This is a genomic window from Paenibacillus sp. 2TAB19 (genome assembly GCF_052115185.1).
Taxonomy (GTDB): Bacteria; Bacillota; Bacilli; order Paenibacillales; family Paenibacillaceae; genus Pristimantibacillus.
The window spans coordinates 25,834-50,624 of the sequence record NZ_JBFRGE010000038.1 but is presented as its reverse complement, the minus strand read 5'-3'; the positions used below and the strand labels follow the sequence as shown (position 1 = coordinate 50,624).

Below are 24,791 nucleotides of genomic sequence, written 5' to 3'. Positions count from 1 at the left end.
GATTTCAGCACAGTCAAGAAGAGGTGGAGCTATTGAATCAGAAGTTGTTTTTCTCGGGGCTTATTGTCATGTTCGTTCTCAGCGCAGTAGGCCATTACGCTCATTGGGACATGACGGTGCAGTTCGTCATATCCGCGATTGCGATTATATTTGTGGCGGGCTTCCTCGGCAAAGCTACGGAAAGCGTCGCACACTATGCAGGGCAACGGCTTGGCGGCTTTCTGAACGCCACGTTCGGCAATGCGGCCGAACTCATTATCGCCATCTTCCTCGTCAAGGAAGGTTTGTTCGATATGGTGAAGGCAAGCTTGACGGGCGCTATTATCGGCAACCTGTTGCTTGTGCTTGGACTTAGTATTTTGCTTGGCGGTTTGAAGTACAAGGAGCAGCGGTTCAACAACCGGCTCGCCGATCATAACTCTACGCTCATGATTATGGCCGTCATCGGTCTGTTCGTCCCGGCTGTATTCGTCGTATCCGAGAAGTTCACCTTCGATAAGGACCAATTCCTAAGCCTTGCGGTAGCAGRCATTCTCATAATCTCGTATGTGCTTTGGCTTCTCTTCTCGATGGTTACGCACAAGGATATGCTTGCCGACGTGGATATGAATGCCGATCACGGCGAAGAGCCTGCTTGGTCGAAAATGAAATCAATCCTCTTCCTCGTACTGGCTACCGTAATGGTCGCATTCGTCAGCGAATGGCTCGTACATACGCTGGATACGTTCTCGGAGCGCTTCGGACTGTCAGAACTGTTCATCGGGGCATTCGTCATTGCCATCGTCGGCAACGCGGCTGAGCACAGCGCTGCGGTCATTCTCGCAATGAAGAACAAGATCGGGGCAGCCGTGGAGATCGCCATCGGCAGCAGCTTGCAGATCGCTTTGTTCGTTGCTCCAGTGCTCATTATCGTCAGTACGCTATTCGGCAATACGATGGATATCGTATTCACCCCAATCGAGCTAACCGCAATCGGCGTATCGGTCTTTATCGCCAAGTCTGTCTCCAGGGACGGCAATACGAACTGGTACGAAGGTGTACTTCTGCTTATGGTATACGTCATACTAGGGATTGCGTTCTATCTCGTCTAACGTTGCGCATGACAATCACATAGGCAAAAAAAAGGAGTAGTCTCCCGAATCGGGGGACTACTCTTTGCGATCTAACGCTTCATACAGCATGGCAAGATTTCTCTCAAGCCTGCTGACGATTTCTTTCCCGGCCAGCTCGGCAATTAATCCGGCGCGAACGGCAAAGTCGACCTCTCTCGAGAAACCGTACATTTGCGTATCTAGAACTTCCTCGTACAGCGGACATTGACGAGTCGTCAAGTTCTCCATCTGAACTTCGATCAACTTTTCTATTTTACTCGCATCTTCCTGAAGGAGACGAAGCGCTTTCTCATGCAATTGAACAGTTATTTCCGGTGAAGACATCGTTTTCCCCCCTGTGCGCGTACCGCCGTCTTCTATACCTTTTATATTAGACGAAAAAGGACGAATACACAAGGACAAAACAGAAAAGCACTCCTACGCAAAAGCGAGGAGTGCTTCAGTTGGAAACAATCGTACAATTATTCCGTAATTACAGATACATTAAGGTTATGCTTAGCGAATACAGCTGCCATTGCAGCCTTCGCTTCTTCAGCGTCAGGTCCGTGAACGTGAAGCTCGTAAGCGTGGCCTCCCACAAGCGTCGTGAATAGTCCGAGAATGCTCTTTACATCGATATATTTACTCTMGGCTTGTAGAACGATGGATGAGCGGAATTGGCCAGCCGTTTGGGAAATTTCAACTATTGCAGCATTATTGGACATGGGAGATCCCTCCAGTTATTTTAGTAAAGCTTACCTTTGACACCATGATAACCCGAAATCTCACATCCATCAAGAGGAAAAATGAAAAACGCTTTATTTTCCAATTTTCATAGCCTGAGATCCCCCGTTAGAACACATAATATTTGGAGTTAGAAGCTATTATTACTCCCCTTTAAGGTTCTCCGGATTGAGCGCTTCAATCTCTGGAATAACGAATCGACCGTCTTTGCGAATCAATACGTCATCGAAATAAATTTCACCGCCGCCGTATTCCGGTCTCTGAATGAGTACCAAATCCCAGTGCACAGACGAACGATTGCCATTGTCCGTCTCTTCATACGCTTGACCCGGAGTGAAATGCAAGCTGCCGGCGATTTTCTCGTCGAACAGGATGTCGTTCATCGGATGCAAAATGTACGGATTGAAGCCGATCGCGAACTCCCCGATATATCTAGCTCMTTCATCTGCATCCAATATTTCGTTCAGACGTTTCGTATCATTGCTCTCAGCTTTGACGATCTTGCCATTCTCGAACGTAAAGGAAATATTCTGGAACGAAACGCCGGAATACACGCTTGGCGCGTTGTACGTAATCGTTCCCTGTACGGAATCGCGAACAGGGGCAGAGAACACTTCGCCGTCAGGAATGTTCCGATGTCCGGAGCATTTCTTCGCTCCTATGCCCTTGATTGAGAACGCAAGATCGGTGCCTGGCGCGACAATACGGACACGGTCCGTCCTCTTCATCAGCGCTTGCAGCGGATCCTGCGCCTTATCCATATTCGCATAGTCAAGATTGCATACGTCAAAATAAAAGTTCTCGAACGCTTCTGTGCTCATGTTAGCAAGCTGCGCCATGGACGGATTCGGATAGCGCAAAATAACCCATTTCGTCTTCTTTACACGTTGCTCCATATGTACGGGGTTACGATAAATTTGCTCATATAAGCGCATTTTCTCTTCTGGAACATCGGAAAGCTCATTCGCGTTCTCGCCGGAGCGAACGGCAATGTAACCCTGCATATTTTTCATGCGCTCCAGATCGAGCGCTGCCCATAGTTCAAGCTGCTCTTTTGTTGCATGATGAAGCATTGTCCGCAGTACCGAGCGGTCGCTCGTCTCGATGAACGGTCTGCCGCCGCGCTTAGCCACCTCCTCGATCAAGCTTTTGGCAAGCTCACGCTCAGAACCGATTATATCGATCAACACATTTTCGCCAGGCTGTACGTCAATGGAGTAACAGACTAGATTTTGTGCAAGTTTCTGAATTCTTGGATCGCGCATACGTTCGTTCATCTCCTTTAAGTGTTCAATTGCTTAATTAGTGCCATCCCTAATATCGTACCATAAGGTGAAACGGCTGTCGCCATTCTTACGGTTCAATGTCATTGAACGGCTGCGCTTGAGGCTCCATCGAAGGCGTAAAATCGGATAGTTGTATGGCGCGCCTCGGAAGCCTTCTTACCGCCATATTCATACAGAAATTCCGTCTGCTCATCCAGCCTTAGCGGAAGCAGCCGGTTCTCGTCAATAACGAGCTCATAGCTCGTCTTCGTACTCAGCGAGCTCAGCATCGCTTCTAGCTGCTTGCGAGAATGCTCGGCCTCCTGCTCCCACTCTTTCTTATAAGGCGCAGAGTCAGGCGGCTCATTCACCACAAGCGCCTCAAGCTGCTGCCTAAGACGCTGCTCCCATTTCTCCTTTGCTGAAGCGGCGTCCTCGGCAATTAGCAGCGTAATCGTATCTGGGTCGGACGAATCGCTTACAACGATTTTTATGTTGTCGGATTGCGTAAGCGACTCCAGAACATGGGCTGGGTTAATATGGAGCTGATCACCGCTGTTCGTTTGGAGCGTTAACTGTTTATGATCGGTGACTTTTCCTTGGAATGTCTGCGGGCTGACTGGCATTCCCCCGTCCAAGCTCATGTCCATTGACCCTGTGAATGCATATTGATCCATAGCCGCAAGACCCGAATAAGATAACGACAGCCACCGCTCAGGCTCTCTCTGCACATTCATGCCGCCACAGCCCCCTAAAGCGATGCTAGCGCATATTAAGATACAAGCGGCACTCATCTTAGGTTTGTCTCTCATAAGCTCTCCTTCCGCATTACAGACCTTCTACGTAGACTCCCCACACGTATCCCCGTCTTATTCCTCATGCCGAAGAGAAAACAAAAGAAAAGAGCGCCGATAACGACGCTCCCTAACGAATTACGCTAATCTGTATATGTCACGACCCTTTAATTCTGTCCGACAAAAATGCAGTTTCTTCCGTTGTTCTTCGCTTCGTACAGCGCCATGTCCGCACGATAAAACAACGATTCCACGCTAATTTTCTCGTTCTCGAACGTCCATTCCGATACGCCGCAGGATACGGTGACGACCGGATCGGTCTCCGCTTCGACATGCATCCGTATGCGCTCGGCAATCCGATATGCTTGCTCCGCTCTAATGCCCGGCAAATACACCGCGAGCTCCTCGCCGCCCCAACGGGCTGCTATATCGCCTTGCCTGATCGATGCGTTAATAATATTGCTCACTTGGATCAATATTTGGTCCCCTACTTGATGGCCGAACGTATCGTTCACTTTCTTAAAGTAATCAATGTCGACGAGAATAAGTGCTCCGAACGGGTCCTTCCGCTGGCGGTTCTGAATTTGCTCATTCAAATAATGACGCGCATGCAGACCAGTCAAATTGTCAGTAATGACCATTCGACGCACCTCGGCATGCAAGGAGGCATTCGTAACGGCAAGACCTATATGCGTGCTCATCACTTGCAGCAGCTTATAATTATCATACGAGAAGAAGTTCGGCACCTTATGCGTGACTAGAATAACGCCTACCACTTCGCCATCCACCATAATCGGCGCAGCGATAAGCGAACGCGAACCCGTATTGTCCATCAGCTTCGACGTCACGACTCTCGTATGCCAATAATCGGATATGATGAGCGGTTCTCTTGTCCTGTATACCATGCCGCAGAACCCGTATTCCGGCGAGAAATGCTCGCTCGCCAGTGCCGGAAAGTTGCTCGACATAACGACGAACTGATCCTTCTCCTTATTCATCTGCAGAACGCAGCAATAATCGGCATCGAATATCKTAAGCAATTCGCTTGTCGCGAATTGAAATATTTCTTTGAGGCGCAGCGACTGATTAAGACGCTTCGTGAGCTCATTAATAAGCCTCAGCTCGTTAATGAGCAGATTGGACTGCTCGTATAGCTTGGCGTTCTCGAACGCCGAACCAGCCGTGTCGGCGAGCAGCAGAAACGCCGGAAGGTCTGCCTCGTCCCATTTGCCCGGTCCAATCGTCATACATAAGACGCCATATGCTGCTTGTTTGCCCGTCATCGGAACCGCCAGGCGAATCGTGCCGTCACGATCGTGCTCGCTTGCGGATTGTCCGTCCAGGAACGCTTTCGCAACGAGATCATGCGCCGCATTCTTGAATACGAGAGGCTTCACACGCTCGTCTCCATTGAGATGGTCCTGCGATAAGTAAAGATGAACCTCTGAGTTTGGATAGAGCTGTTCAAGACTGCTCAGCATCTCTGACAGCACCGACGATACATCGATCTGATCATAAAGCCGCTTCGCGGCAAGAAACAGCGCATCTCTTCGCTTTGCTTCCTTCTCCGTCTGCTTCTGTTGCACGAGCAGATCCTGAACATAAAGCTGCTCGAACCTTCTGTAGAAGCAACTTCGGAAATGATAAGCGCATATCTCAACATTCTGCGCATGGTGCGCTGATGAGGCATCTGCTTCCGCTTCGGTCACATAACATAAGACCGAGAACACCAGATCCTCCGTACGCTTCCTCACCGGAACGCCAACCACATGCAGTTTGTCCAAGTTCATTGCAACCGTCAACCTCTGTTCGAACACGGAGGAAATAACGGTATTCACTATAGCGGTTAAACCATCCGGCCGATCAATGCTGAGTTTCCCGGTAACAGCAATACGCTGGCAATCAGTACCGAATAATGAAAATTCACCAGACTGGAACAAAGGGAGTCCTTCCGCCTCGTTGATCCACTGGTGAAAGCTGTCGTTAAGTAAAGGCGGCAAATAGGGCTCGTCCGCTTCCGTAATATCTTCGCTGGCAAACCAAACGGCTTCAGTACTTGTTGATGCGCGATCTTCCGTTAACGATTCACTATAAGCAGCATCGCTGTTAATCCGATTAACCATACGGCACCCAACCCTTCCGTCTGTATAGCCAGGAGATGAGGTTACATTATATGATAGGCATAAAGTTAAGCTCAGCTTATACCGTAGCTTATTCAATAAGCAGAAGGCATTTCAAGAGCCGACCTAAATCCGGTGCGGCAACCAATAATTCCTTCTTGTAATAATTATTATCTTACTTCATTTTTGATATTTTTGCACTACTCTCCCCAAAATTTATAGGACTTTAGATGCTTATTACAAAGTTTTAATTTTATGAAGTACAGCTTGACATTCTGGGTGAATTTCATATAATATTTATTGTTGAATACATGGGCGTACGGTTTTGTGTCACCCTCAATGATTACGTACACTGATAGGCCAGCGGCTGAAGTGCAGATCAGGGACGAGCGAGCTCGGACATTGGACGTAAACGGCGAAACACAACCCCATTCTCAAAATTTATTTGATGAAGGAGTTAACACGACGCATGTCACGTTATACAGGACCTAAATTTAAACTAAGCCGCCGCCTAGGCATTTCTTTGAGCGGTACAGGAAAAGAATTGAAACGCAACTTCCCTCCGGGTCAACACGGCCCTAACCAACGCAAAAAAATGAGCGGTTATGGCGTTCAATTGCAAGAGAAACAAAAGCTTCGCCACATGTACGGTCTGAACGAAAAGCAATTCCGCAACTTGTTTGACAAAGCGGCAAACATGAAAGGTAAAGCCGGCGAAAACTTCATGGCTCTCCTTGAAAGCCGTCTTGACAACCTTGTATACCGTCTTGCACTTTCCAACTCCCGTGCTGGAGCGCGCCAATTGGTAGCTCACGGTCACGTAACAGTTAATGGCAAAAAAGTCGACATCGCTTCCTACACGGTTGCTGTTGGCGACGTAATCGGCTTGCGCGAGCGCAGCCGCAGCCTGAAAGCTGTTAAAGAAGCTATGGAAGGCCGTCATCACCTTCCTAACTACCTTGAGTTCAGCGAGCAAGCAATGGAAGGCAAGTACGTTCGCCTGCCAGACCGCGGCGAGCTTTCCCAAGACATCGACGAGAAACAAATCGTCGAGTTCTACAGCCGTTAATAAGACGAAGCCGTATGAATGCAGCTGCATTCATACGGCTTTTCTTTGTTTCAGCTACTCCTGCTCCCCGCCCAATTTGTATATAAACGATAGCCTCCCGTAACAAATACCCAATCAATCGGCACAAGACATTCATACAGTAAAGAGTACTCAACACGTAAGGAGGTGCATTGTATAATGTCCGGACACGTAGGTGGTGCTTTCAACAACCTTGGTACAATTTTGGTTCTCTTTATTCTGCTCGTGATTATTGCATGTAGCTGTGGAATCTTTAGCGGCGGTGGCTGCGGCGGCGGTTACGGCTACTAACTGAATGCTCCGTACGGTTGCCGTCATGCACAATCAGACATTACCCCACATCATTATACAAAAAGCGAAGAGGCTCGCCAAGCGGGCTTCTACGCTTTTTATATTTCCATTAAATACGATTAATCTTGCTCAGTCATTCGGCTTAGCGCAGATGAGGCAGGCAAAGTTGACGCTGCCGCTCGTGAGGTGAGCCCTCTGATCAACCCGTTCACATCGATGCCGGACACACTCTTAAGCATTTCGGGAGCGGTTGCCATTAGATCGGTTACATAATTGCTTAGACGCGCTGCGCCTTCCCCTTTGCCGGTATCTACGACAGTGAGCGTATCGATCGCCCCAATCGGTGCCGCGATCTGACTAGCGAGCTCTGGCAACATTTTCACGATGATATCAAGAACCGCTGCCTCGCCAAATTTCTCGAACGCTTCAGCAAGCTTCTCCTTCGCTTCTGCTTCAGCCAGTCCGCGCAGCCTTATTACGTCTGCTTCCGCCGTACCTTTGGCTCGCTCTGCTTCGGCTACCGCAAGACCGTCCAGCCGCTTCTGCGCGGCGAGCGCTTTCGCCTCGGCTTCAATGCGGTATTGCACCGCGTCCGCCTCGCGCAACCGCTTCGCTTTGTCCGCTTCCGCTGCCTGCTCTACGGCGTATCTGTCGGCATCCGCCTTCTTCTTCACTTCCGCGTCGTATTGCTTCTCGCGGCGCAATATTTCCTTCGCTTCGAGATCGATCTCGCGTTCCTTTCGGACGAGCTCGACCTTCATCTGCTCCTCGACGACGCTTTGCTTGGCACGTGCCTCTTGAATCGAATAGGCTTGATCGGCTTCGGCTTTCGCCGTATCCTGATCGCGCTTGAACGAAGCCACCTTCATCTCCTTGTCCTTCTCCGCTTCGGCAATATTCGTATCGCGCAGCAGTTCTGCTTTCTGCCCCGCCTCGGCCGCTAAAGCCTTCTGAATACGCGCATCGCGGACCGCTTCCGYCTCCGCTATCTCCGCATCACGCTTCACCGCTGCAATTCTCGGCTTACCCAGCGCATCCAGATAACCATGCTTGTCGCGCAAGTCCTTGATCGTGAATGATACGATCTGCAGCCCCATTTTCTTAAGATCCTTGGCGGCTACTCCCTGTACCTCTTGGGCGAACTTATCGCGGTTGCGATACACTTCCTCCACCGTCATCGATCCTAGAATCGCTCGCAAATGCCCCTCCAGCACCTCTTGGGCCTCGCCCTTGAGCGCTTCGGTCGGCTTGCCTAGAAACTGCTCGGCAGCGGTTGCAACATCCTCTACAGCTCCGCCGATTTTAATAATCGCGACACCGTCGGCCATAACAGGAACGCCTTGCTCCGTATACACCTCCGGGGTTGATACGTCCAGCTTATGCGAAAGCAAAGACAGAAACTCAGCCTTCTGGAAGATCGGCAGGATGAAGGCGCCTCCGCCGCGAATGATTTTTACTTTCCTTCCAGAGTCATCGGTCAGCGCATTACGGCTGCCTAAGAATGACCCCGTAACCAGCATTGCCTCATCGGGACTAACGGTTCGATAACGAGCCCAGAAGGCAAGCCCCAGCACAACAAGCACTCCAACAACAATGATCGGTATTAACAAATGTTCCGGCATATCGAATGACTCCTCTCTCGTGCTTGGATTTAGGATAAGTCCACTTCGGATACAAATAATGTACGGTCTTTCACTTCGACGACGACGACACGGGAACYGGCAGTTATCGGGACGCCTTCATAGCTCGCCGCRATCTGATTCGTAAACCCCGCCCCTACTTTAACGAGCACTTCGCCATATCCTTTATCGGGGATTGAGACAAGCACCTCTGCGAGCGAGCCCGACAAAGCATTCATTGAGAAAGCTATGGAATTCTCGCTTCGCTCCATCGGTCGAACATATAGAAAGAACACGCCGACGCCAGCGGCTAAAGCAATGAGCAACGCAAGCGCCAATACGACGCCTATACTTAGCGAAGTATATCTGGTAAGCATGATGCCGGCGCCGCCAAATACGGTAATGCTTCCAACAAGTGCGGTTGGCTGCAGCCATGAATGGCCGTCAAACGATAGAAAATCAAGCACGCCGTCCAAAGCCAGGCTGAGCCAATCTCCGAATATGACGCTGACGATCGCATACAGAATGCCGCCGATCAGACAGGCTAAGTACAGCGTTTCCACTTTCCCTCACCCTCTTTCTATAACCATATTTTCCAACCATTCCCCAATATGTATTACGCCATAAACCCCAATATGTTTCAAAATCGTCGAAAAATAAGCAAAAAAGTTGTAAATTGCTCCGTTTACAGCAGTTTTTACGGTCTCAGGCTGATTATTGCTGAATTTCACGTTTAAGCAAAACATTTTAGCCCCCCGATACGTCAATGAGATAACGAATATATATGACCATACGGTTAGTACCTGCTTCTATTGGTGTTTTATGTTATAATGGACTTGCTATTTTGGAGGGGGAATTAAAAAGATGCAAGAAGATCGTCAGCCGGCGCCAACGAAACGAAGCAAATGGCGAACATTCGGAATCGTAACTTTTATAACTGTAAAATGGATGGTATATTTCGGCATATTCATCGGCTTGTTAGCAGGCGGAGCCGTAACCGGCTATGTGGCTGCTCTCGTCAAAAACGAAGAGGTCCGGCCCCGTACCGTCATCGAGGAGAGAGTCGGGGAGAACTCGCTCACCGGTTATGTTTATTTTAATGATGATTCGCTTGTCGGGCAGCTTCGTACCGACGAAGACCGTATGATCGTCGAATATGAGGATCTGCCTCCGCAAGTAATAGACGCCCTGCTCGCTATTGAAGACAACAACTTCTTCGAGCATTACGGCGTAGATATTAACGGCCTCGGCCGTGCGGTCAAGCAGAAGCTTCTGAACGAGGAAACACAGACAGGCGGCAGTACGCTGACGCAGCAGCTCGCACGACGCGTATTTCTGAGCTTGGACAAAACCGACAGCCGGAAGATCAAAGAAATCTTCTTGTCTCTCCGTATGGAAAGATATTTGACGAAACCGGAAATATTGGCCGCTTACTTGAACAAGATGCCTTTCGGCAACGGTTCGAGCGGTTATCAAGTATTCGGGATTAAGGCTGCAGCCAAAGGGATATTCAACATTACCGATCTGAATCAAATTAATATCGCGCAGGCCGCCTATCTCGCAGGCTTGCCGCAGCGCCCGTCCGCTTATACGGCATACACGGGCAAAGGGCAATACAACGAAGAAGGCATCAAGCTAGCCATCGAGCGCCAGCAAATGGTGCTTCGCCGCATGCTCGAGACTGGACGCATCGATCAGCAGCAATATGACGAAGCGCTCGCCTTCGACGTTCGCAAGACGCTTGCTGCGCCAAGCGAGAAAGCTTATACGACTTATCCATATCTCATGCTGGAAGCCGAGCGCCAAGCCGCGGAAATTATGCTCATGCAGCAAGACCCGGACTTGACGAAGGCAGACCTGAAGGAAAACCCGCAATTGCTTGAAGAAGCAAGAGATCATCTGCTTCGCGGCGGGTACAAAGTATACACCACGATTGATAAAGATATTTACAAGTTTATGCGCGAGATCGGCTCCAATGAGGAGAACTTCACGCCTTATAGCGAAGAGAAAGGCCTTGAACAAGTTGCTGCCGTCATGCTGGATCATAAGACTGGCGCCATTCTCGGCATGCTTGAAGGTCGCGATTTTTATGAAGAGCAAATGAACTACGCTACTCAAATGACTCGCCAGCCGGGTTCAACGATGAAGACGATCGCTGCTTACCTGCCTGCGATTGAGCAAGGCATTATTCAACCGGCCAGCATTATCGATGACTCGCCGATCGTCATGAAAGACTATCAAAAGGGCTTCCATATCCCGATGAACGTCGATAAGAAGTTCTCCGGACTTGTAACGGCGCGTGAAGCGCTTAACAAATCGATGAACATACCAGCGCTAAAAATATTTAACGAAGAGCTTAAGATCGAGAACGCTTGGGCGTTCGTCAAGAAGCTTGGCATTACTACGCTTCAGCCGGAGGACGCTGGCGCTCAGACAGGCGTAATCGGCGGTCTCAGCGTCGGTGTCTCGGTGGAGGAGCTTACGAACGCTTACGGCTCTATCCCGAACAACGGCATATACAATGATTCATACATGATCGAGAAAATTACCGATGCTGAAGGTAAAATCGTCTATGAGCACGAGGCAAAGCCTGAACGCGTATTCTCCGAGCAAAGCGCGTTCCTTATTACAGATATGCTGTCGACCGTCATTTCCAGCCCATCGGGCTCAGGTCATGGTCTGACCTCTCAGTTCGAGCATTACGGCGACATTCCGATTGCCGGCAAAACAGGCTCAACGCAAAGCTACGGCGATGTATGGTTCATGGGCTTCTCGCCGGACGTTACGCTCGGCGTATGGGCGGGCTACGAGGAGCAGATCAACTCTCTCTCGACCGAAGGCAAGAAACGCGCTCGGGCAATCTGGGCAAAGATTATGGATCAGCTTGTAGAAAAGAAACCTGAGCTGCTCGTTACGGATAAGTTCAATAAACCGGACGGCATTGTGAAGGCTACTGTATCCAGCGCAAGCGGATTGCTTCCTTCTCAATTGACGAAAGAAGCAGGCATGCTTGTAACCGACTGGTTCAACAAAAAATATGTGCCGAAGGCGGTTGACGAATCACTTGTGAAGATGGCTTTCATAACCTATGAAGGCGTCAACTATGTGCCGAATCCGGCTACTCCGCTCGATATGCTGAAGGAGCAAATCGTTGTCAAGCGCAAGAAACCGCTTGATGCGCTAATGGATGAGATCAACGCAGCGCAAGCGAAGCTTCCTGCGAAGAGCAGACGGCCGATGTCGGTCTACTTGCCGAAGGATGCGGCTAATGACGCGCCATCCAAACCCGATCCTCGTGTAGACGATGGCGCAGCGCCTCCGCCTCCGAGCAATGTAAGGCTAAATCAAGCCGACGGCGTGCTCATTCTAACGTTCACCGATAGTGCAGCGAAGGATGTTGTCGGCTACCGTGTGTACAAAGCAATTGACGGTAACGCGCCTACGAAAGAGGGCGAATCGATACCTGCCGGCAACGAGTACAAGGCGAAGCTATACGCGTCGAACGCGCATAGCTACAGCTTCTATGTTACCTCTGTCGATGTCGTAGGCAACGAATCTCAGCCTAGCTTGATGGTTCATTACGGTGACGCCCCAGCCATTCCTGAGCTGCCTACTGGCCCTGGGGAAGGCGGCGAAGAGCCTGGCGGCGGTACAGAGCAGCCTAGCGGCAATGCTCCAGCTGCTCCGGAAGGCTTGCAAGCTAACAAGAACGAAGTTAGCGTCACGCTTAGCTGGACGCCGAACTCCGTATCGGATCAAGTTACGCAGTACCATATCTACCATAGTCCGGGCAACAACGGACAGTATTCCTTAATCGGCTCCACTAGCGAATCGCAGTTCGAGTATATCGATGTACTCGTAACTGGCGCATTCTACGTAACCTCTGAGAACGCAAGCGGCCAATCCGCACCTTCTCAAATCATCGTTGTTAATTAGCGATAAGAAACGGTATCCCCTCAGCCATTGGCTTGCAGCGGGATACCGTTTTTACTTTAATTATACAATCCCGACTTGACAGCTGAGAAATAGATCGTTAACATAGAGCAGAATTAATTCGAATAACAAATGAAAGGAATGGTTGTTTTGACTAATAAACGTATCGATCATGTAGGCGTAATGGTTAAAGATATCGAAGCCTCCATCCGATTCTATACGGAAGTAATCGGATTTGAGGAGAAGGGCCGCGTCCCGCATACAAATGGCGTAATCCAGCTTGCATTCCTGGGGTTCGGACATTCGGACGAAACCGATCTGGAGCTCATTCAAGGCTACAACGGCGATCTGCCGATCGAAGGCAAGGTGCATCACTTTGCGGTCAAGGTGGACGATATTGAGGCGGAGTTCGAGCGTCTGAAGCTGCTGGAAGTTCCATTCGTTGATGAGGATATTACGACTTTGCCGAATGGTTACCGCTACTTCTTCGTCAGCGGCCCTGACAACGAGCGGATCGAGCTGTTCCAGCGGTAAACTGTACAGAACAAATGAAGGCGGCGCAGGATCTTTCCTGCACCGCCTTCGTTCATTATAAGATTAGTCCTCTATTGTAGATAAATCGCCAGTCGGCAAGTTGAGCTCCCAAGCCTTCAGCACACGGCGCATAATCTTGCCGCTTCGCGTCTTCGGAAGCTTATCCTTGAACTCAATCTCGCGCGGAGCCGCGTGAGCGGACAAGCCAACCTTAACGAATTGCGAGATTTCTTTCTTAAGCTCTTCGGAAGCGACGTAACCTTCGCGCAAGGCGATAAACGCTTTAATAATCTCGCCGCGCATCGGGTCAGGCTTACCAATTACGCCTGCCTCCGCTACCGCTGGGTGCTCGACCAGCTTGCTCTCGACCTCGAAAGGTCCTACCCGCTCGCCGGACGTATTAATAACGTCATCAATCCGTCCTTGGAACCAGAAGTAACCGTCTTCGTCCATATAAGCGGAGTCTCCTGATACATACCAGCCTTCCAAGCGGAAGTATTCCTCGTATTTGGACGGGTTGTTCCAAATCTTGCGCATCATCGAAGGCCATGGAGTGCGTATAGCCAGATTACCCATGCGATACGGCGGCACTTCATTGCCGTTGTCGTCAATGATCGCGGCTGATACACCTGGAATTGGCTTGCCCATGGAGCCAGGCTTAATATCCATGCTCGGGTAGTTGCAGATTAGCTGACCGCCTGTTTCCGTCATCCACCACGTATCATGAATACGCTGGCCGTATACTTTCATCCCCCAGCGGACAACCTCTGGATTAAGCGGCTCGCCAACGCTCAAGACATGACGCAGGCTGGATAGATCGTATTGTGTTACGACGTCATCGCCAGCCCCCATAAGCATCCGGAAGGCCGTCGGAGCGCTATACCATACGGTTACGCCATACTTCTGAATGACGCCGTACCAGTCGCCAGGGCTGAAGCGGCCGCCGCGAATGACGATTGTAGCGCCATTCAACCACGGAGCGAAGATGCCGTACGAAGTGCCCGTTACCCAGCCTGGATCCGCTGTACACCAATAGACATCGTCTTCTTTCAAATCAAGTACGATCTTGCCCGTATAATAATGCTGAATCATTGCGTTCTGAACATGACATACACCCTTCGGCTTGCCGGTTGATCCGGATGTATAATGCAGGATCAGACCATCTTCTCGATCAAGCCATTCGATCTCAGCTTCCTCCGAGGCTTGGCTCATCTCAGCGGCAAAATCCAGTATGCCGTCTTCCGTTTGTACGTCGTTGCCGAATACGAAAATATGTTTAAGCGCAGGCAGCTCCTCGCGTTTGATCCGTCCAAGCAAGGAAGGAGTCGTAACGATTGCCGTTGCTTCGCTGTCTTGCAGTCTATCTTTTACAGCTGTCTCCATAAATGCTTCGAACAGCGGTCCAACGATTGCACCCACCTTCAGCGCGCCGAGCACGCTGAAATATAATTCAGGCGTTCTAGGCATGAAAATAAATACACGCTCGCCTTTCGTTATGCCATGCTTCCGAAGCACATTCGCGAATCGATTCGACTGCTTGCTAAGATCCTCATACGTGTAGGACTCATCGCGGTCGTTGTCGCTGTAGTGAAGCGCGATTTTGCTTCCTTTGCCCTGCTCCACATGACGATCTATCGTTTCATAACCCATGTTTACTTTGCCAGTTGAATACCAGCTGAATTGACTTTCGATTTGTTCCCATCTAAAGTTAGCTGCCGCATCCTCATAGTTCGTCAAATTCGCATTTGTCGCCGTTGCTGGAATACGCTCTTGATGCAAGTTGATCATTCTATCACTCTCCCATCAAATCTGTCTATTGTTACCATAGAATACGCTTTCATAAAGTAGTCTATTCTTGCAGGCAAACAAGCCGACTAACCTAAACGATTCGTATGGCATTTAACCGCCACAACTATTATAGCATAACCTTTTTCATCTCGACTATGCTTTTCATTTCCCGCAATGTTTGTTATAACCATTAATAGAGCATCGCCTTGAGCACGGGCTGCATGAGTAGACGAAAGGGGGATTTGCTTTGGAACATCGAAAACGGTTGCAGCATGAGCGTATCGAGCTGCCTGGCAATCGTGAGCTTGTCATTGAAGGTCCTGTACCGCCTGAGCAAGTTGCACAGCTCGTTATGCATCCTGCGCTTGACGCGTTCAGAAGGCCGCGCGACCAGCATGAGGCTTTGGTAGAAATCGCAGCGCTTGACGAGGGACGAATTATACTCGTACGGGAAGCAGATACAATTGTCGGTTATGTAACATTCCATTATGCAGATGAGCTTGAGCGCTGGTCTGAGGGCGGGATGMACGACCTAATCGAGCTCGGCGCGATTGAGGTTGCTGACGATTACCGCTCGTATGGACTCGGCAAGAAGATGATAAATCTCGCTTTTGCTGAAGAACAGCTGGACAATATGATTGTATTTACAACCGAATATTATTGGCATTGGGACTTAGAGGGTACGAAGCTTAATGTATGGGAATATCGCAATATGATGGAGAAGCTGATGAAGTCGGTAGGCATGATCTGGTTCGCAACGGATGATCCCGAGATTTGCTCCCACCCTGCTAACTGTCTAATGGTGAAGATCGGCAAGGAAGTGCCGCTAAGCTCCGTTGAACAATTCGACCGCGTCCGGTTCCGTCAGCGATTCATGTACTAACACGGTTAGAGCTTAAGATATAGGCTTAACCTTTCTAGGAGGCTATAAGGGGAATGTCTTCAAAAGCAAACGCAATATTTTTTCACCATCCGGGTTCCGAGAACTATAAATTCGGAGAGGAGCATCCCTTTGATCCGATGCGTCTTACATTGACGATTGATCTGCTGAGACGAATGGGCGCGTTGACGGACGATCAAATCAGGCAGCCCCATCTAAGCGCAAATGAGGAGCTTCTTGCGTTAGTGCATAGGCAGGATTACGTGGACGCCGTTACGAAATTAAGCGCATCTGTCGATAATAGCGACACGCTTGCCGAGAAATACGGTCTGCAAACCGAAGACACCCCGTTCTTTGCCGGCATTCATCAAGCCGCTTCTGCGATCGTTAGCGGCTCCGTAGCCGCTGCTGATGCCGTCATGAGCGGACAGTCGCTTCATGCGTTCCACCTCGCTGGAGGCTTGCATCACGCCTTCCCTGAGCGCGCATCGGGCTTCTGTGTCTACAATGACGCCGCCATCGCAATCGAACATATACGCCGTACATACGGCGCAAGAGTGCTCTACATCGATACGGACGTCCATCATGGCGACGGCGTACAGTGGGTATTCTATGCCGATCAGGACGTATGCACCTATTCGATTCACGAAACCGGGCGTTTCCTGTTCCCGGGAACGGGCTTCGTTCATGAGAAAGGCGCGGATAGCGGTTTTGGCGCTTGCTTCAATGTGCCGCTCGAGCCCTATACCGAAGATGACTCATGGCTGGAGAGCTTTAATGTGACGCTTCGCAAAGTCATTGCCGCTCATAAGCCGGATGTCATCATCAGCCAGCATGGCTGCGACGCTCACGCCTATGATCCTCTCTCCCATATGCATTGCAGCATGCGCATCTATCGGGAAATCCCGGCCATCATTCATGAGCTCGCGCATGATTATACGAACGGCAAGTGGGTTGCGCTTGGCGGCGGAGGTTACGATATATGGCGTGTCGTTCCAAGAGCTTGGGCGCTCGTGTGGCTGACGATGACCGAGCATCCTGTAACGACAGAGCTCCAAGACACTCTTACAATGCCGCAACTGCCAGCGGATTGGCTGGAGCACTGGTCATCTTCATGTCCGCATGAGCTTCCTTCACACTGGTTGGATGATCTGACGCACATCCCGCCTATTCCGCGACGTGAAGAAATTACACTCAAAAATCGCGTGACGCAGCAAATTGCCATTCAGGATTTGTAGAACTATTTAATAGAATTATGTTTTGCCTGTATCTCATGCAATTTAGAAATTCCAATCAAAAGGCTGATACAGCTCTAAGGGAGATAATTAAAAAGCACCCGCCGGTCGATCGAAAGCGATCAACTGGCGGGTGCTTATGTGTCTAATCATAATAATTACATATGCTTGACCATCTCATCAATGATCTGGTACGAGTTATTGGCGGCTTGAATCGTAAATTGCGCAAAATTCACATGAGCAGATCCATCGGCCTTGTCCGACATGGAACGAATGACGACATATGGGATCCCATTCATGTCGCAAACTTGCGCAACGGACGCGCCTTCCATCTCTGCACATGCGCCATCGAACGTCTCATGCAGCAGCTTGACCGCCTCGCGGCTTGCAATGAACTGATCGCCAGACAATACGATTCCCTTTAGACTGCGGCCTGGGAAATGACGATCGCTAGCCGATACAGCAAGCTCGATCAATCTGTCGTCGGCAGGAAACTCCGAACGGTTATGGAAAGGTATCGTGCCCCTAGCAAAGCCAAGCGGCGAGCAATCCATATCGTGCTGAATGCTGGTTGTCGATACGACGATATCGCCGATGTTAAGCCTGGGATCAACCGCGCCTGCAACGCCTGTGAACAACACACAGTCTGCACCGAGATCAAGCAAAATTTGCGTACATACGGCGGCATTCACTTTACCTACACCCGACTTGCAGAAGATAACTTCCTTGCCGTGCAGTTTGCCCTCGTAATACGTAATCCCTGCCTTCGTCACCTCGGAAGCTACTTCCGTATGCTTATGCAGCAATTCAATTTCTTCAACCATAGCGCCAATAATTCCGATTTTGTTAAACGGCATTTCTATTAAATTCCTCCAACTGATTGACGCACAACCATTTCATGAGGCAAAACCACTTGAGATTGTTCCACGTTTTCCTTCTTCATCAGCTTCGTAAGCAAACGCATCGATACTGCGCCAATATCATACATAGGCTGAGCTACAGCTGTTAGCTGCGGTCTTACCATTGAAGCCATACGGCTATTGTCCACGCTAATAACGGAGAAGTCGTTAGGCACTTTCAGTCCCGCATCTTGAATCGCATGAATAGCGCCGATCGCCATCTCATCCGTAGCTGAAAATACGGCCGTAGGACGTTCAGAAAGCTCAATGAAATATTTCATTGCGTCAGCACCGGACTCATAACGATAGTTGCCGATTCGAACGAGTGAATCGTCATATGGAATGCCGGAAGTTTCCAGCGCGCGCTTATATCCTTGGAAACGAGCATAGCCGTTAGCCGGGTCTTGCAGCGTTCCGCTAATCATCGCAATGCGCTTGTGGCCTTTCCCAACCAAGCTCATGACTGCGTCGAAAGCAGCGTTCTCGTGATTAATGTCTACCGATGGAACTTGTCCGCTCTCATCCGTAGTCGCGCATAGCACGATTGGCACATTGGCCGTCTTGAACGCTTGCAAGTGCTCTTCGGTTACAGGCGCTCCTAGAAACAGCAAACCGTCGACTTGCTTCTCTAGCAGCGTATTGATAACGCGAATCTCCTTGTCCTTCTTCTTGTCCGCATTAGCCAAAATAATATTATAATGATACATATTAGCTATATCTTCTATGCCCCTGGCTACCTCTGCATACAAAGCATTCGATATATCGGGGATGACGACGCCTACCGTTGTCGTCTTCTTGCTTGCCAATCCGCGTGCGACCGCATTCGGACGATATCCTAGCCGTTCAATCGCCTCATATACCTTCTTGCGTGTTGCAGGCTTTACGTTAGGATTGTTGTTCACAACCCGAGAAACCGTTGCCATGGATACTCCTGCTTCTCTTGCTACATCATAAATGGTTACAGTCACGGTCCTTCTCTCCATTAGCTCAGATTTTTATTGTTACGTACGCCGCATATTACAGTAATGATACGACAAAATATTACTTTTCGCAATGTTAACGCTTATCGTTTACGCTTACGGTGTAAGTAAAATAGCCGTATGAACGATTTAATTACACATCGCCCACCCGGGTAGATCTGGCTAAAAGTGCAGTCGTTGTACCGTTATGTAAGAAGCGTGCGGCGGCTAAGCTGTTTCAACCGCTTATCCAAATCTTGAATCCATGCTTCGTCCTTCAGCGTTTGCGCAAGCAAATATAGATCTAGCAATTGATTGACGCGCTCCTCGAAGAGGCGCTCGACCGCGCTGCGATCCGTATGCTGCTTATAGGATTTCGCTTCTACTAACAAACTTGCCCATTCATTGCATTCGTTAAACAAAAACGTTTGCTTATCGGGTTCTGCCCCTAGCTGGGCGATTAGTCCAGTCAAATCGGGCTTAACCTCGGGAATAACCTCGCTCCGGTTGCATATCGTGCAGGAGAATATCGGAACGTTATCAATTTCTACTTTTCCGGAAAATATAACTGTTCGCAGCTTCATCGTCATAATGTCGCCGCAATGACACCGCTTTTGCAAAGTGGTCCACTCCTTCTCATGGCAGCTTGAGCCTAAGTAGAAATCTAGGCACAAAGAGATAGATAGGTAATTYGACCTTTTTCGCAAAAAATCCTTCTTGTGTCGTCTATGTAATTTTTACTACAGCAGGCAACAAGCGTTAATCGCCAGCCTATTGACTATTCGCTCTGGACAACTTCGATCTTAACCGCTTCACGGGCGGCAGTAACCCGATAACAACCCATATAGTTGCTCCAATTAGGTCGTTCCTTAGGTCATGCGGATCAAGCATCCGGCCTCCAACGAATGACTGATGATACTCATCAGTAATGCCGTATAAGCCGCATAATAAGATCACGAGCAGCTTGTAGGATAAAAGCTCCGAGCGGCGTCCAAAACCATAGTCGAGCAGCATGGCAAGCAAAAAGTAGGAAACAAAGTGACCCCAATTGAAATTATCCATGAATGGGAACAGCTTCTGAAACAGCGGAAGCACGGTATCCAGCTGTTCGCCTGTTCGTGAGGATAATATAAAGATAATCGCCATCCAAAGGAAAGCGGGAATAAATCGATAAATGGAAATACGCCGTTGAGTCTGCATCATTATTTGTTCTGTTTGCTTCATTGAAACTCCTTCGCTACAATAATAGAGATGGTTAAACGTACACGTTGGAGGGGAAAATCGAAATGTCCTTACATAATAAGACGGTCATTTGCTTGCTGGATGATGAATTTGAAGATTTGGAATTGTGGTATCCGGTATATCGCGCCCGTGAAGCCGGAGCAACGGTGCTCTATGCTGGACCCGAGAAGGGCAAGAAGCATATCGGCAAGTATGGCGTTCCCGCTGTTGCCGACCTCTCGTTCGATGAGGTGAGCAGCGAAGATATCATCGGCTTGCTCGTTCCTGGCGGATGGGCGCCGGATAAGCTCCGCCGTTATCCGAAGGTGCTCCAGCTTGTACAAGAGCTAAATGCGCAAAATWAGCCGATCGGACAAATCTGCCACGCCGGCTGGGTGCTCATCTCTGCCAAAATACTCGAAGGACGCAAAGTCACGTCGACTCCGGGCATTCGCGACGATATGGAGAACGCAGGCGCGACCTGGTATGATGAAGCCGTCGTTGTCGATGGCAATCTCATATCGGCCAGACGTCCGCCGGATCTGCCGGAATACGCAAAGGCTTTCGTAGACGCATTAGAGCAGCGAATGGGTTAACCATTCGCTGTCTTTACGTCCACACGTTCCATGAAACGAGTCAGCACATCAATAATCTCATTGCTTGTGCGGCATTCCAGCACCTGATGGAGCACCTCGCGGCTCTCATTCTGCGTCGTGCTGAGCAGTCTCTCCTTCACAGGCAAGATCGAGTGCGAGGACATGCTCAGTTCCTCGACATCTAGGCTTAGCCATATCGGCAGCGCCCGCAAATCCCCCGCCAGTTCACCGCATACGCCTACTTTGATTCCATTGCGCTTTGCCGCGTCTACAGTCAACATCAGCATTCGAAGCAGCGCAGGATGGAATGGCTCATACAGATGTGAAATTTCCTCGTTCATCCGATCGACCGCTAACGTGAATTGAACGAGATCATTCGTTCCGATGCTGAAGAAGTCAACCTCCTTCGCGAGCATGTCGGCTATCATGACCGCTGCAGGAACCTCAATCATAATCCCGATCTTAATTTCTTTATCGTATGGGATGTCTTCCTGCTCCAGCTCCCGCTTCGCTTGTTCCAGTATGGCATTCGCCGCTCTTACTTCGTCGACCGAGGAAATAAGCGGGTACATCAGCTTCACCTGACCGTAATGGCTCGCTCGAAGAATCGCTCGAAGCTGTGTCTTGAACAAGTCCTGCCGATCAAGCGATATACGAATCGCACGATAGCCAAGGAACGGATTGTCCTCTTCCGGAAGCTCGAAATAATCAAGCTGCTTGTCGCCGCCGATATCGAGCGTTCGAATGACGAGCGCATCTCCTGCCAACTTCTCGGCTACACCTTTATATACGTCGAACTGCTCATCTTCTCTTGGGAATCGATTGCGGTCCATGTATAGAAATTCGGTTCGGAACAAACCAACGCCATGCGCCCCGCTTGCCATCGCAATCTCCAGCTCCTTGAGGGAGCTGATGTTAGCAGCAAGCTCCAGCGTCTTGCCGTCCGGCGTCATCGGGCGATGTCCAGCAATGTTATGAAGCTTCTTCTTCGCCTCCTTCTGCCGGCTGTGCAGCTGCGTGTAGGTCTCAATAATTTGTTGCGTCGGCTCCATGAATACTTTGCCGTCACTACCGTCGATTATGATTGTCTGACCGGTCTGAAGCGGCTCCTCTAAAGAGATCTCGACGCCAACGACTAGCGGAACGCCTAGCGCTCGCGCCATTATGGCAGAATGGGAAGTCGTGCTGCCTTGCAGCGTCACAATGCCAAGCACATGCTGTGGATTAATATGAGCGAGCTGTGAAGGGGACAGCTCCTTCGCTATCAGAATAAATGGCTGCGTGTCGGAAGGAAGCGTAATTTCCGGTGCGCCTAACAAGTGCTTGAGCAGCCGGTTGCCGACATCCTTAATGTCCAGCGCGCGTTCCTTCATATATTCATCGTCCAGCAGATCGAACATCGTCACGAAATGATCGATCGCTTCCTTCACAGCAACTTCAGCCGCCTTGTATTGGCGCTGGATGATGCCTTGAATTTCATTCATGAATACAGGATCGTCCAAAATAGCGAGATGCGCGTCAAATATATGCGTCTCCTCCGAACCGACAACCTCTCGAAGCTCATCCTTGATTTGCTCGATTTCGACTTTGGACGTCCGAATGCCTTCATATACACGCTCGAACTCCCGCGCAAAATCGGCAACGTCAATTTTTTGCTCCGGAAGCTCCCACTCCCAATTAGGCAGCACGAACGCTCTCCCGATCGCAATGCCTGCTGACGCTCCTATTCCTTGAATCATTGTGCTTCCCCTCCACCATTTCTCTCTTTAAGTACAACCGACATCACCGAAGACTGACCTTTCTTCACCGCTTTGAACGGCGCAAAGCGCCAGGAGTGTACGAGATCGGAGTTCGTAATGACCATTGGAGTTGCAAGCGACTTGCTCTCCTTCTTAACGCGCTGCAGATCGAAGCGGATAAGCAGCATGCCCGGCGTAACCTCGTCCCCTTCTTTCACGACAGCGTTGAAGTACGACTTGCCAGCAAGCTTCGACGTATCGATACCGATATGAAGCAGCACCTCAAGTCCTTCCCCAGTCTTGATGCCTATGGCGTGCATCGTCGGATAAATGTGAATGACGACACCCTTGACCGGCGATACGAGCTCCCCTCGGTCGGGAATGAAGGCCACCCCTTGTCCGACAAGCTTGCCGGCGAAGATTGGATCTGGCACTTCCTCGAGCGGAATCATTCTGCCCTGCATCGGGGAATTGAACAAGATTTGCGCCTGATCGCGCTGGATCGTCTTGTTCATTTCCTCGCGTATAAGCTCGGAATAGGTCCCGAAGACGACTTGAACATGCCCTCCTCCAAGCTTGATAACGCCTGCCGCGCCGAGATTGCGCAGTGCGTTCGTATCTATTAGCCTCTCGTTTGATACTTTAAGCCGCAGGYGAGTAATGCAGGACTCCATTTGCACGATATTTTGCTTGCCGCCGATCGCTTGGAGAATGAGCGGCGCGCGGTAAGGAATATCGCCTGCCCATTCATCGAGCTGCGACCCTTCCTCGCGTCCCGGCGTTGGAATGCGGAATCTCCGAATCGCCCAGCGGAACAGAAAATAATAAACCAAACCAACGACGATGCCAATCGGAATGAGCAGCCACCCGCGCGTAGCCAAATGTTCATTAATAAGGTAATCGATCGCGCCGCCCGAGAACGAAAAGCCGTGTTTAATGCCTAACTCATACGTTACCCACATAATAACGCCCGACAGAATCGCATGAACGACGTACAAGTACGGCGCTACGAATAAGAAAGCGAATTCGACAGGCTCGGTAACCCCTGTCAAGAAAGAAGACAATGCCGCATACATAAACGTTTTGCGGATTTTCGGTTTCAAATCCTCGCGCGCTTCATGAATGATCGCGAACGCAATCGCAGGCAATGCGAACATCATCGTAGGGTACATACCCGCCATGAATGATCCGGCCGTTGGATCGCCGGCGAAGAAACGCGGCAAATCGCCATAGACCATCTCGCCTGTTGCTGTCTCATAGCCGCCAATCTGGAACCAGAACACATGGCTGACGAGATGGTGCAGGCCGAATACGACGAGTATTCGATGAACGAAGCCGTACAAGAACACGCCGAATCCGCCGCCTGAGGCAACGATGTCGCCAAGATCAATCAGTAACTGCTGCAAATAAGGAGCTACACCGACCATTCCTATTGAGAACAGAAGMGAAATAAAGCTGACGAACAGCGGTACGAACCGAGGACCGCCAAAAAACTGTATGTACTCAGGCAGCTTAAGATTTTTGAACTGTGCATGGCTTAAACCCGATGCCACGCCTATAAGGGTGCCGATGAGCACGGTCGGCTCAATCTGCGCTTCTACGGAGCCCGTAATCCCTTCGTAAATAAACATCCCAACAAGGGCAGCCATACCGGCCGACAACGCATTGCCTGTCATGCCCAGCGCGATGCCGACGGCAAATATGTAAGGCAAAAACATAAATACAGCTTCGCTCGCCGCTTGCAAATAGCCGGACATGCCGGGCATCCCGACCATATCCCATGGCAGCGTGCTTAAGCTTAAAAATATAGCTGCCGCAGGCAGCACAACCATCGGCAGCATGATCGCTCTGCCGAGCTGTTGAAAGCTCCCAATGGAGATCATTACGCACCCCCTAACCGTTTGCGTCTATTGTGATATGGAACCAAAATGTCTATTACGATGTTAAGCGCATATGTCCGTTTTGTCAAAACAAAACCCGCCTCTCTTTAGTCTAG

The 24,791-nt window shown here is 50.0% G+C and carries 22 protein-coding genes; 8 read left to right on the top strand and 14 right to left on the bottom strand.

What is annotated here, in order from left to right; translation table 11 throughout:
- Window positions 1–32: 32 nt before the first annotated feature.
- On the top strand, window positions 33–1,091 hold the full coding sequence (gene cax, locus AB4Z33_RS17905; RefSeq protein WP_442051214.1) for a calcium/proton exchanger: 1,059 nt from the start codon (window positions 33–35) through the stop codon (window positions 1,089–1,091).
- 57 nt (window positions 1,092–1,148) lie between these two features.
- Here the strand turns inward: cax and AB4Z33_RS17900 are convergent, their stop codons facing one another.
- The 5 genes from AB4Z33_RS17900 to AB4Z33_RS17880 form a co-directional block, all read right to left on the bottom strand.
- Window positions 1,149–1,436, bottom strand: a complete 288-nt coding sequence (locus AB4Z33_RS17900) for a YlaN family protein (protein WP_307203900.1) — start codon at window positions 1,434–1,436, stop codon at window positions 1,149–1,151.
- A 137-nt stretch (window positions 1,437–1,573) separates the two neighbouring features.
- Complete coding sequence (locus AB4Z33_RS17895; RefSeq protein ID WP_442051213.1) at window positions 1,574–1,816, bottom strand: HPr family phosphocarrier protein; 243 nt, start codon at window positions 1,814–1,816, stop codon at window positions 1,574–1,576.
- A gap of 162 nt (window positions 1,817–1,978) precedes the next feature.
- Window positions 1,979–3,100, bottom strand: coding sequence for an aminopeptidase (locus tag AB4Z33_RS17890; RefSeq protein ID WP_442051212.1), 1,122 nt, complete (start codon window positions 3,098–3,100; stop codon window positions 1,979–1,981).
- Window positions 3,101–3,201: 101 nt separating this feature from the next.
- On the bottom strand, window positions 3,202–3,837 hold the full coding sequence (locus AB4Z33_RS17885) for a hypothetical protein (RefSeq protein ID WP_442051211.1): 636 nt from the start codon (window positions 3,835–3,837) through the stop codon (window positions 3,202–3,204).
- Between the two features lie 224 nt (window positions 3,838–4,061).
- On the bottom strand, window positions 4,062–6,017 hold the full coding sequence (locus AB4Z33_RS17880) for a sensor domain-containing diguanylate cyclase (RefSeq protein ID WP_442051210.1): 1,956 nt from the start codon (window positions 6,015–6,017) through the stop codon (window positions 4,062–4,064).
- A gap of 466 nt (window positions 6,018–6,483) precedes the next feature.
- Between AB4Z33_RS17880 and rpsD the strand changes: the two genes are divergently transcribed.
- Window positions 6,484–7,083 (top strand): 30S ribosomal protein S4, encoded by a 600-nt coding sequence (gene rpsD, locus AB4Z33_RS17875; protein WP_337098904.1) that lies wholly within the window; start codon window positions 6,484–6,486, stop codon window positions 7,081–7,083.
- A 177-nt stretch (window positions 7,084–7,260) separates the two neighbouring features.
- Entirely contained in the window at window positions 7,261–7,392 is a 132-nt protein-coding gene (locus AB4Z33_RS17870; RefSeq protein WP_442051209.1) for a hypothetical protein, read from the top strand.
- A 119-nt stretch (window positions 7,393–7,511) separates the two neighbouring features.
- On the opposite strand, the gene AB4Z33_RS17865 is transcribed toward AB4Z33_RS17870, so the two are convergent.
- Both AB4Z33_RS17865 and AB4Z33_RS17860 read right to left on the bottom strand, forming a co-directional pair.
- Window positions 7,512–9,014 (bottom strand): SPFH domain-containing protein, encoded by a 1,503-nt coding sequence (locus AB4Z33_RS17865; RefSeq protein WP_442051208.1) that lies wholly within the window; start codon window positions 9,012–9,014, stop codon window positions 7,512–7,514.
- Window positions 9,015–9,043: 29 nt separating this feature from the next.
- Complete coding sequence (locus AB4Z33_RS17860; RefSeq protein ID WP_442051207.1) at window positions 9,044–9,574, bottom strand: protease; 531 nt, start codon at window positions 9,572–9,574, stop codon at window positions 9,044–9,046.
- 301 nt (window positions 9,575–9,875) lie between these two features.
- On the opposite strand from AB4Z33_RS17860, the gene AB4Z33_RS17855 reads away from it, so the two are divergent.
- Window positions 9,876–12,947, top strand: a complete 3,072-nt coding sequence (locus AB4Z33_RS17855; protein WP_442051206.1) for a transglycosylase domain-containing protein — start codon at window positions 9,876–9,878, stop codon at window positions 12,945–12,947.
- Window positions 12,948–13,085: 138 nt separating this feature from the next.
- Window positions 13,086–13,478 (top strand): VOC family protein, encoded by a 393-nt coding sequence (locus AB4Z33_RS17850; RefSeq protein WP_442051205.1) that lies wholly within the window; start codon window positions 13,086–13,088, stop codon window positions 13,476–13,478.
- Between the two features lie 63 nt (window positions 13,479–13,541).
- Here AB4Z33_RS17850 and acsA read toward each other — a convergent pair whose 3' ends face one another.
- On the bottom strand, window positions 13,542–15,266 hold the full coding sequence (acsA, locus tag AB4Z33_RS17845; protein WP_442051204.1) for an acetate--CoA ligase: 1,725 nt from the start codon (window positions 15,264–15,266) through the stop codon (window positions 13,542–13,544).
- Between the two features lie 247 nt (window positions 15,267–15,513).
- Between acsA and AB4Z33_RS17840 the strand changes: the two genes are divergently transcribed.
- Both AB4Z33_RS17840 and AB4Z33_RS17835 read left to right on the top strand, forming a co-directional pair.
- Window positions 15,514–16,149 carry a GNAT family N-acetyltransferase gene (locus AB4Z33_RS17840; protein WP_442051203.1) on the top strand — a complete coding sequence of 212 codons (636 nt, stop codon included), beginning with the start codon at window positions 15,514–15,516 and terminating at the stop codon, window positions 16,147–16,149.
- Window positions 16,150–16,202: 53 nt separating this feature from the next.
- Window positions 16,203–17,384 (top strand): acetoin utilization protein AcuC, encoded by a 1,182-nt coding sequence (locus AB4Z33_RS17835; RefSeq protein ID WP_442051202.1) that lies wholly within the window; start codon window positions 16,203–16,205, stop codon window positions 17,382–17,384.
- Window positions 17,385–17,539: 155 nt separating this feature from the next.
- Here the strand turns inward: AB4Z33_RS17835 and AB4Z33_RS17830 are convergent, their stop codons facing one another.
- From AB4Z33_RS17830 to AB4Z33_RS17815, 4 genes are all read right to left on the bottom strand, one after another.
- Window positions 17,540–18,238, bottom strand: a complete 699-nt coding sequence (locus AB4Z33_RS17830) for a 5'-methylthioadenosine/adenosylhomocysteine nucleosidase (RefSeq protein ID WP_442051201.1) — start codon at window positions 18,236–18,238, stop codon at window positions 17,540–17,542.
- Between the two features lie 5 nt (window positions 18,239–18,243).
- Window positions 18,244–19,248: a catabolite control protein A gene (gene ccpA, locus AB4Z33_RS17825; protein ID WP_442051221.1), complete on the bottom strand. Its 1,005-nt coding sequence runs from the start codon at window positions 19,246–19,248 to the stop codon at window positions 18,244–18,246.
- Between the two features lie 197 nt (window positions 19,249–19,445).
- Window positions 19,446–19,859: a hypothetical protein gene (locus tag AB4Z33_RS17820; protein WP_442051200.1), complete on the bottom strand. Its 414-nt coding sequence runs from the start codon at window positions 19,857–19,859 to the stop codon at window positions 19,446–19,448.
- Window positions 19,860–20,010: 151 nt separating this feature from the next.
- A complete protein-coding gene (locus AB4Z33_RS17815) occupies window positions 20,011–20,442 on the bottom strand; it encodes a VanZ family protein (RefSeq protein ID WP_442051199.1) in 432 nt (143 codons plus the stop codon).
- Between the two features lie 83 nt (window positions 20,443–20,525).
- Between AB4Z33_RS17815 and AB4Z33_RS17810 the strand changes: the two genes are divergently transcribed.
- Complete coding sequence (locus tag AB4Z33_RS17810) at window positions 20,526–21,056, top strand: type 1 glutamine amidotransferase domain-containing protein (RefSeq protein ID WP_442051198.1); 531 nt, start codon at window positions 20,526–20,528, stop codon at window positions 21,054–21,056.
- Here AB4Z33_RS17810 and ptsP read toward each other — a convergent pair.
- Window positions 21,053–22,795 (bottom strand): phosphoenolpyruvate--protein phosphotransferase, encoded by a 1,743-nt coding sequence (gene ptsP / locus AB4Z33_RS17805; protein WP_442051197.1) that lies wholly within the window; start codon window positions 22,793–22,795, stop codon window positions 21,053–21,055. The genes AB4Z33_RS17810 and ptsP overlap by 4 nt on opposite strands.
- A complete protein-coding gene (locus AB4Z33_RS17800) occupies window positions 22,792–24,678 on the bottom strand; it encodes a glucose PTS transporter subunit IIA (RefSeq protein ID WP_442051196.1) in 1,887 nt (628 codons plus the stop codon). Before AB4Z33_RS17800 ends, ptsP begins: the two co-directional genes overlap by 4 nt.
- Window positions 24,679–24,791 lie beyond the last annotated feature (113 nt).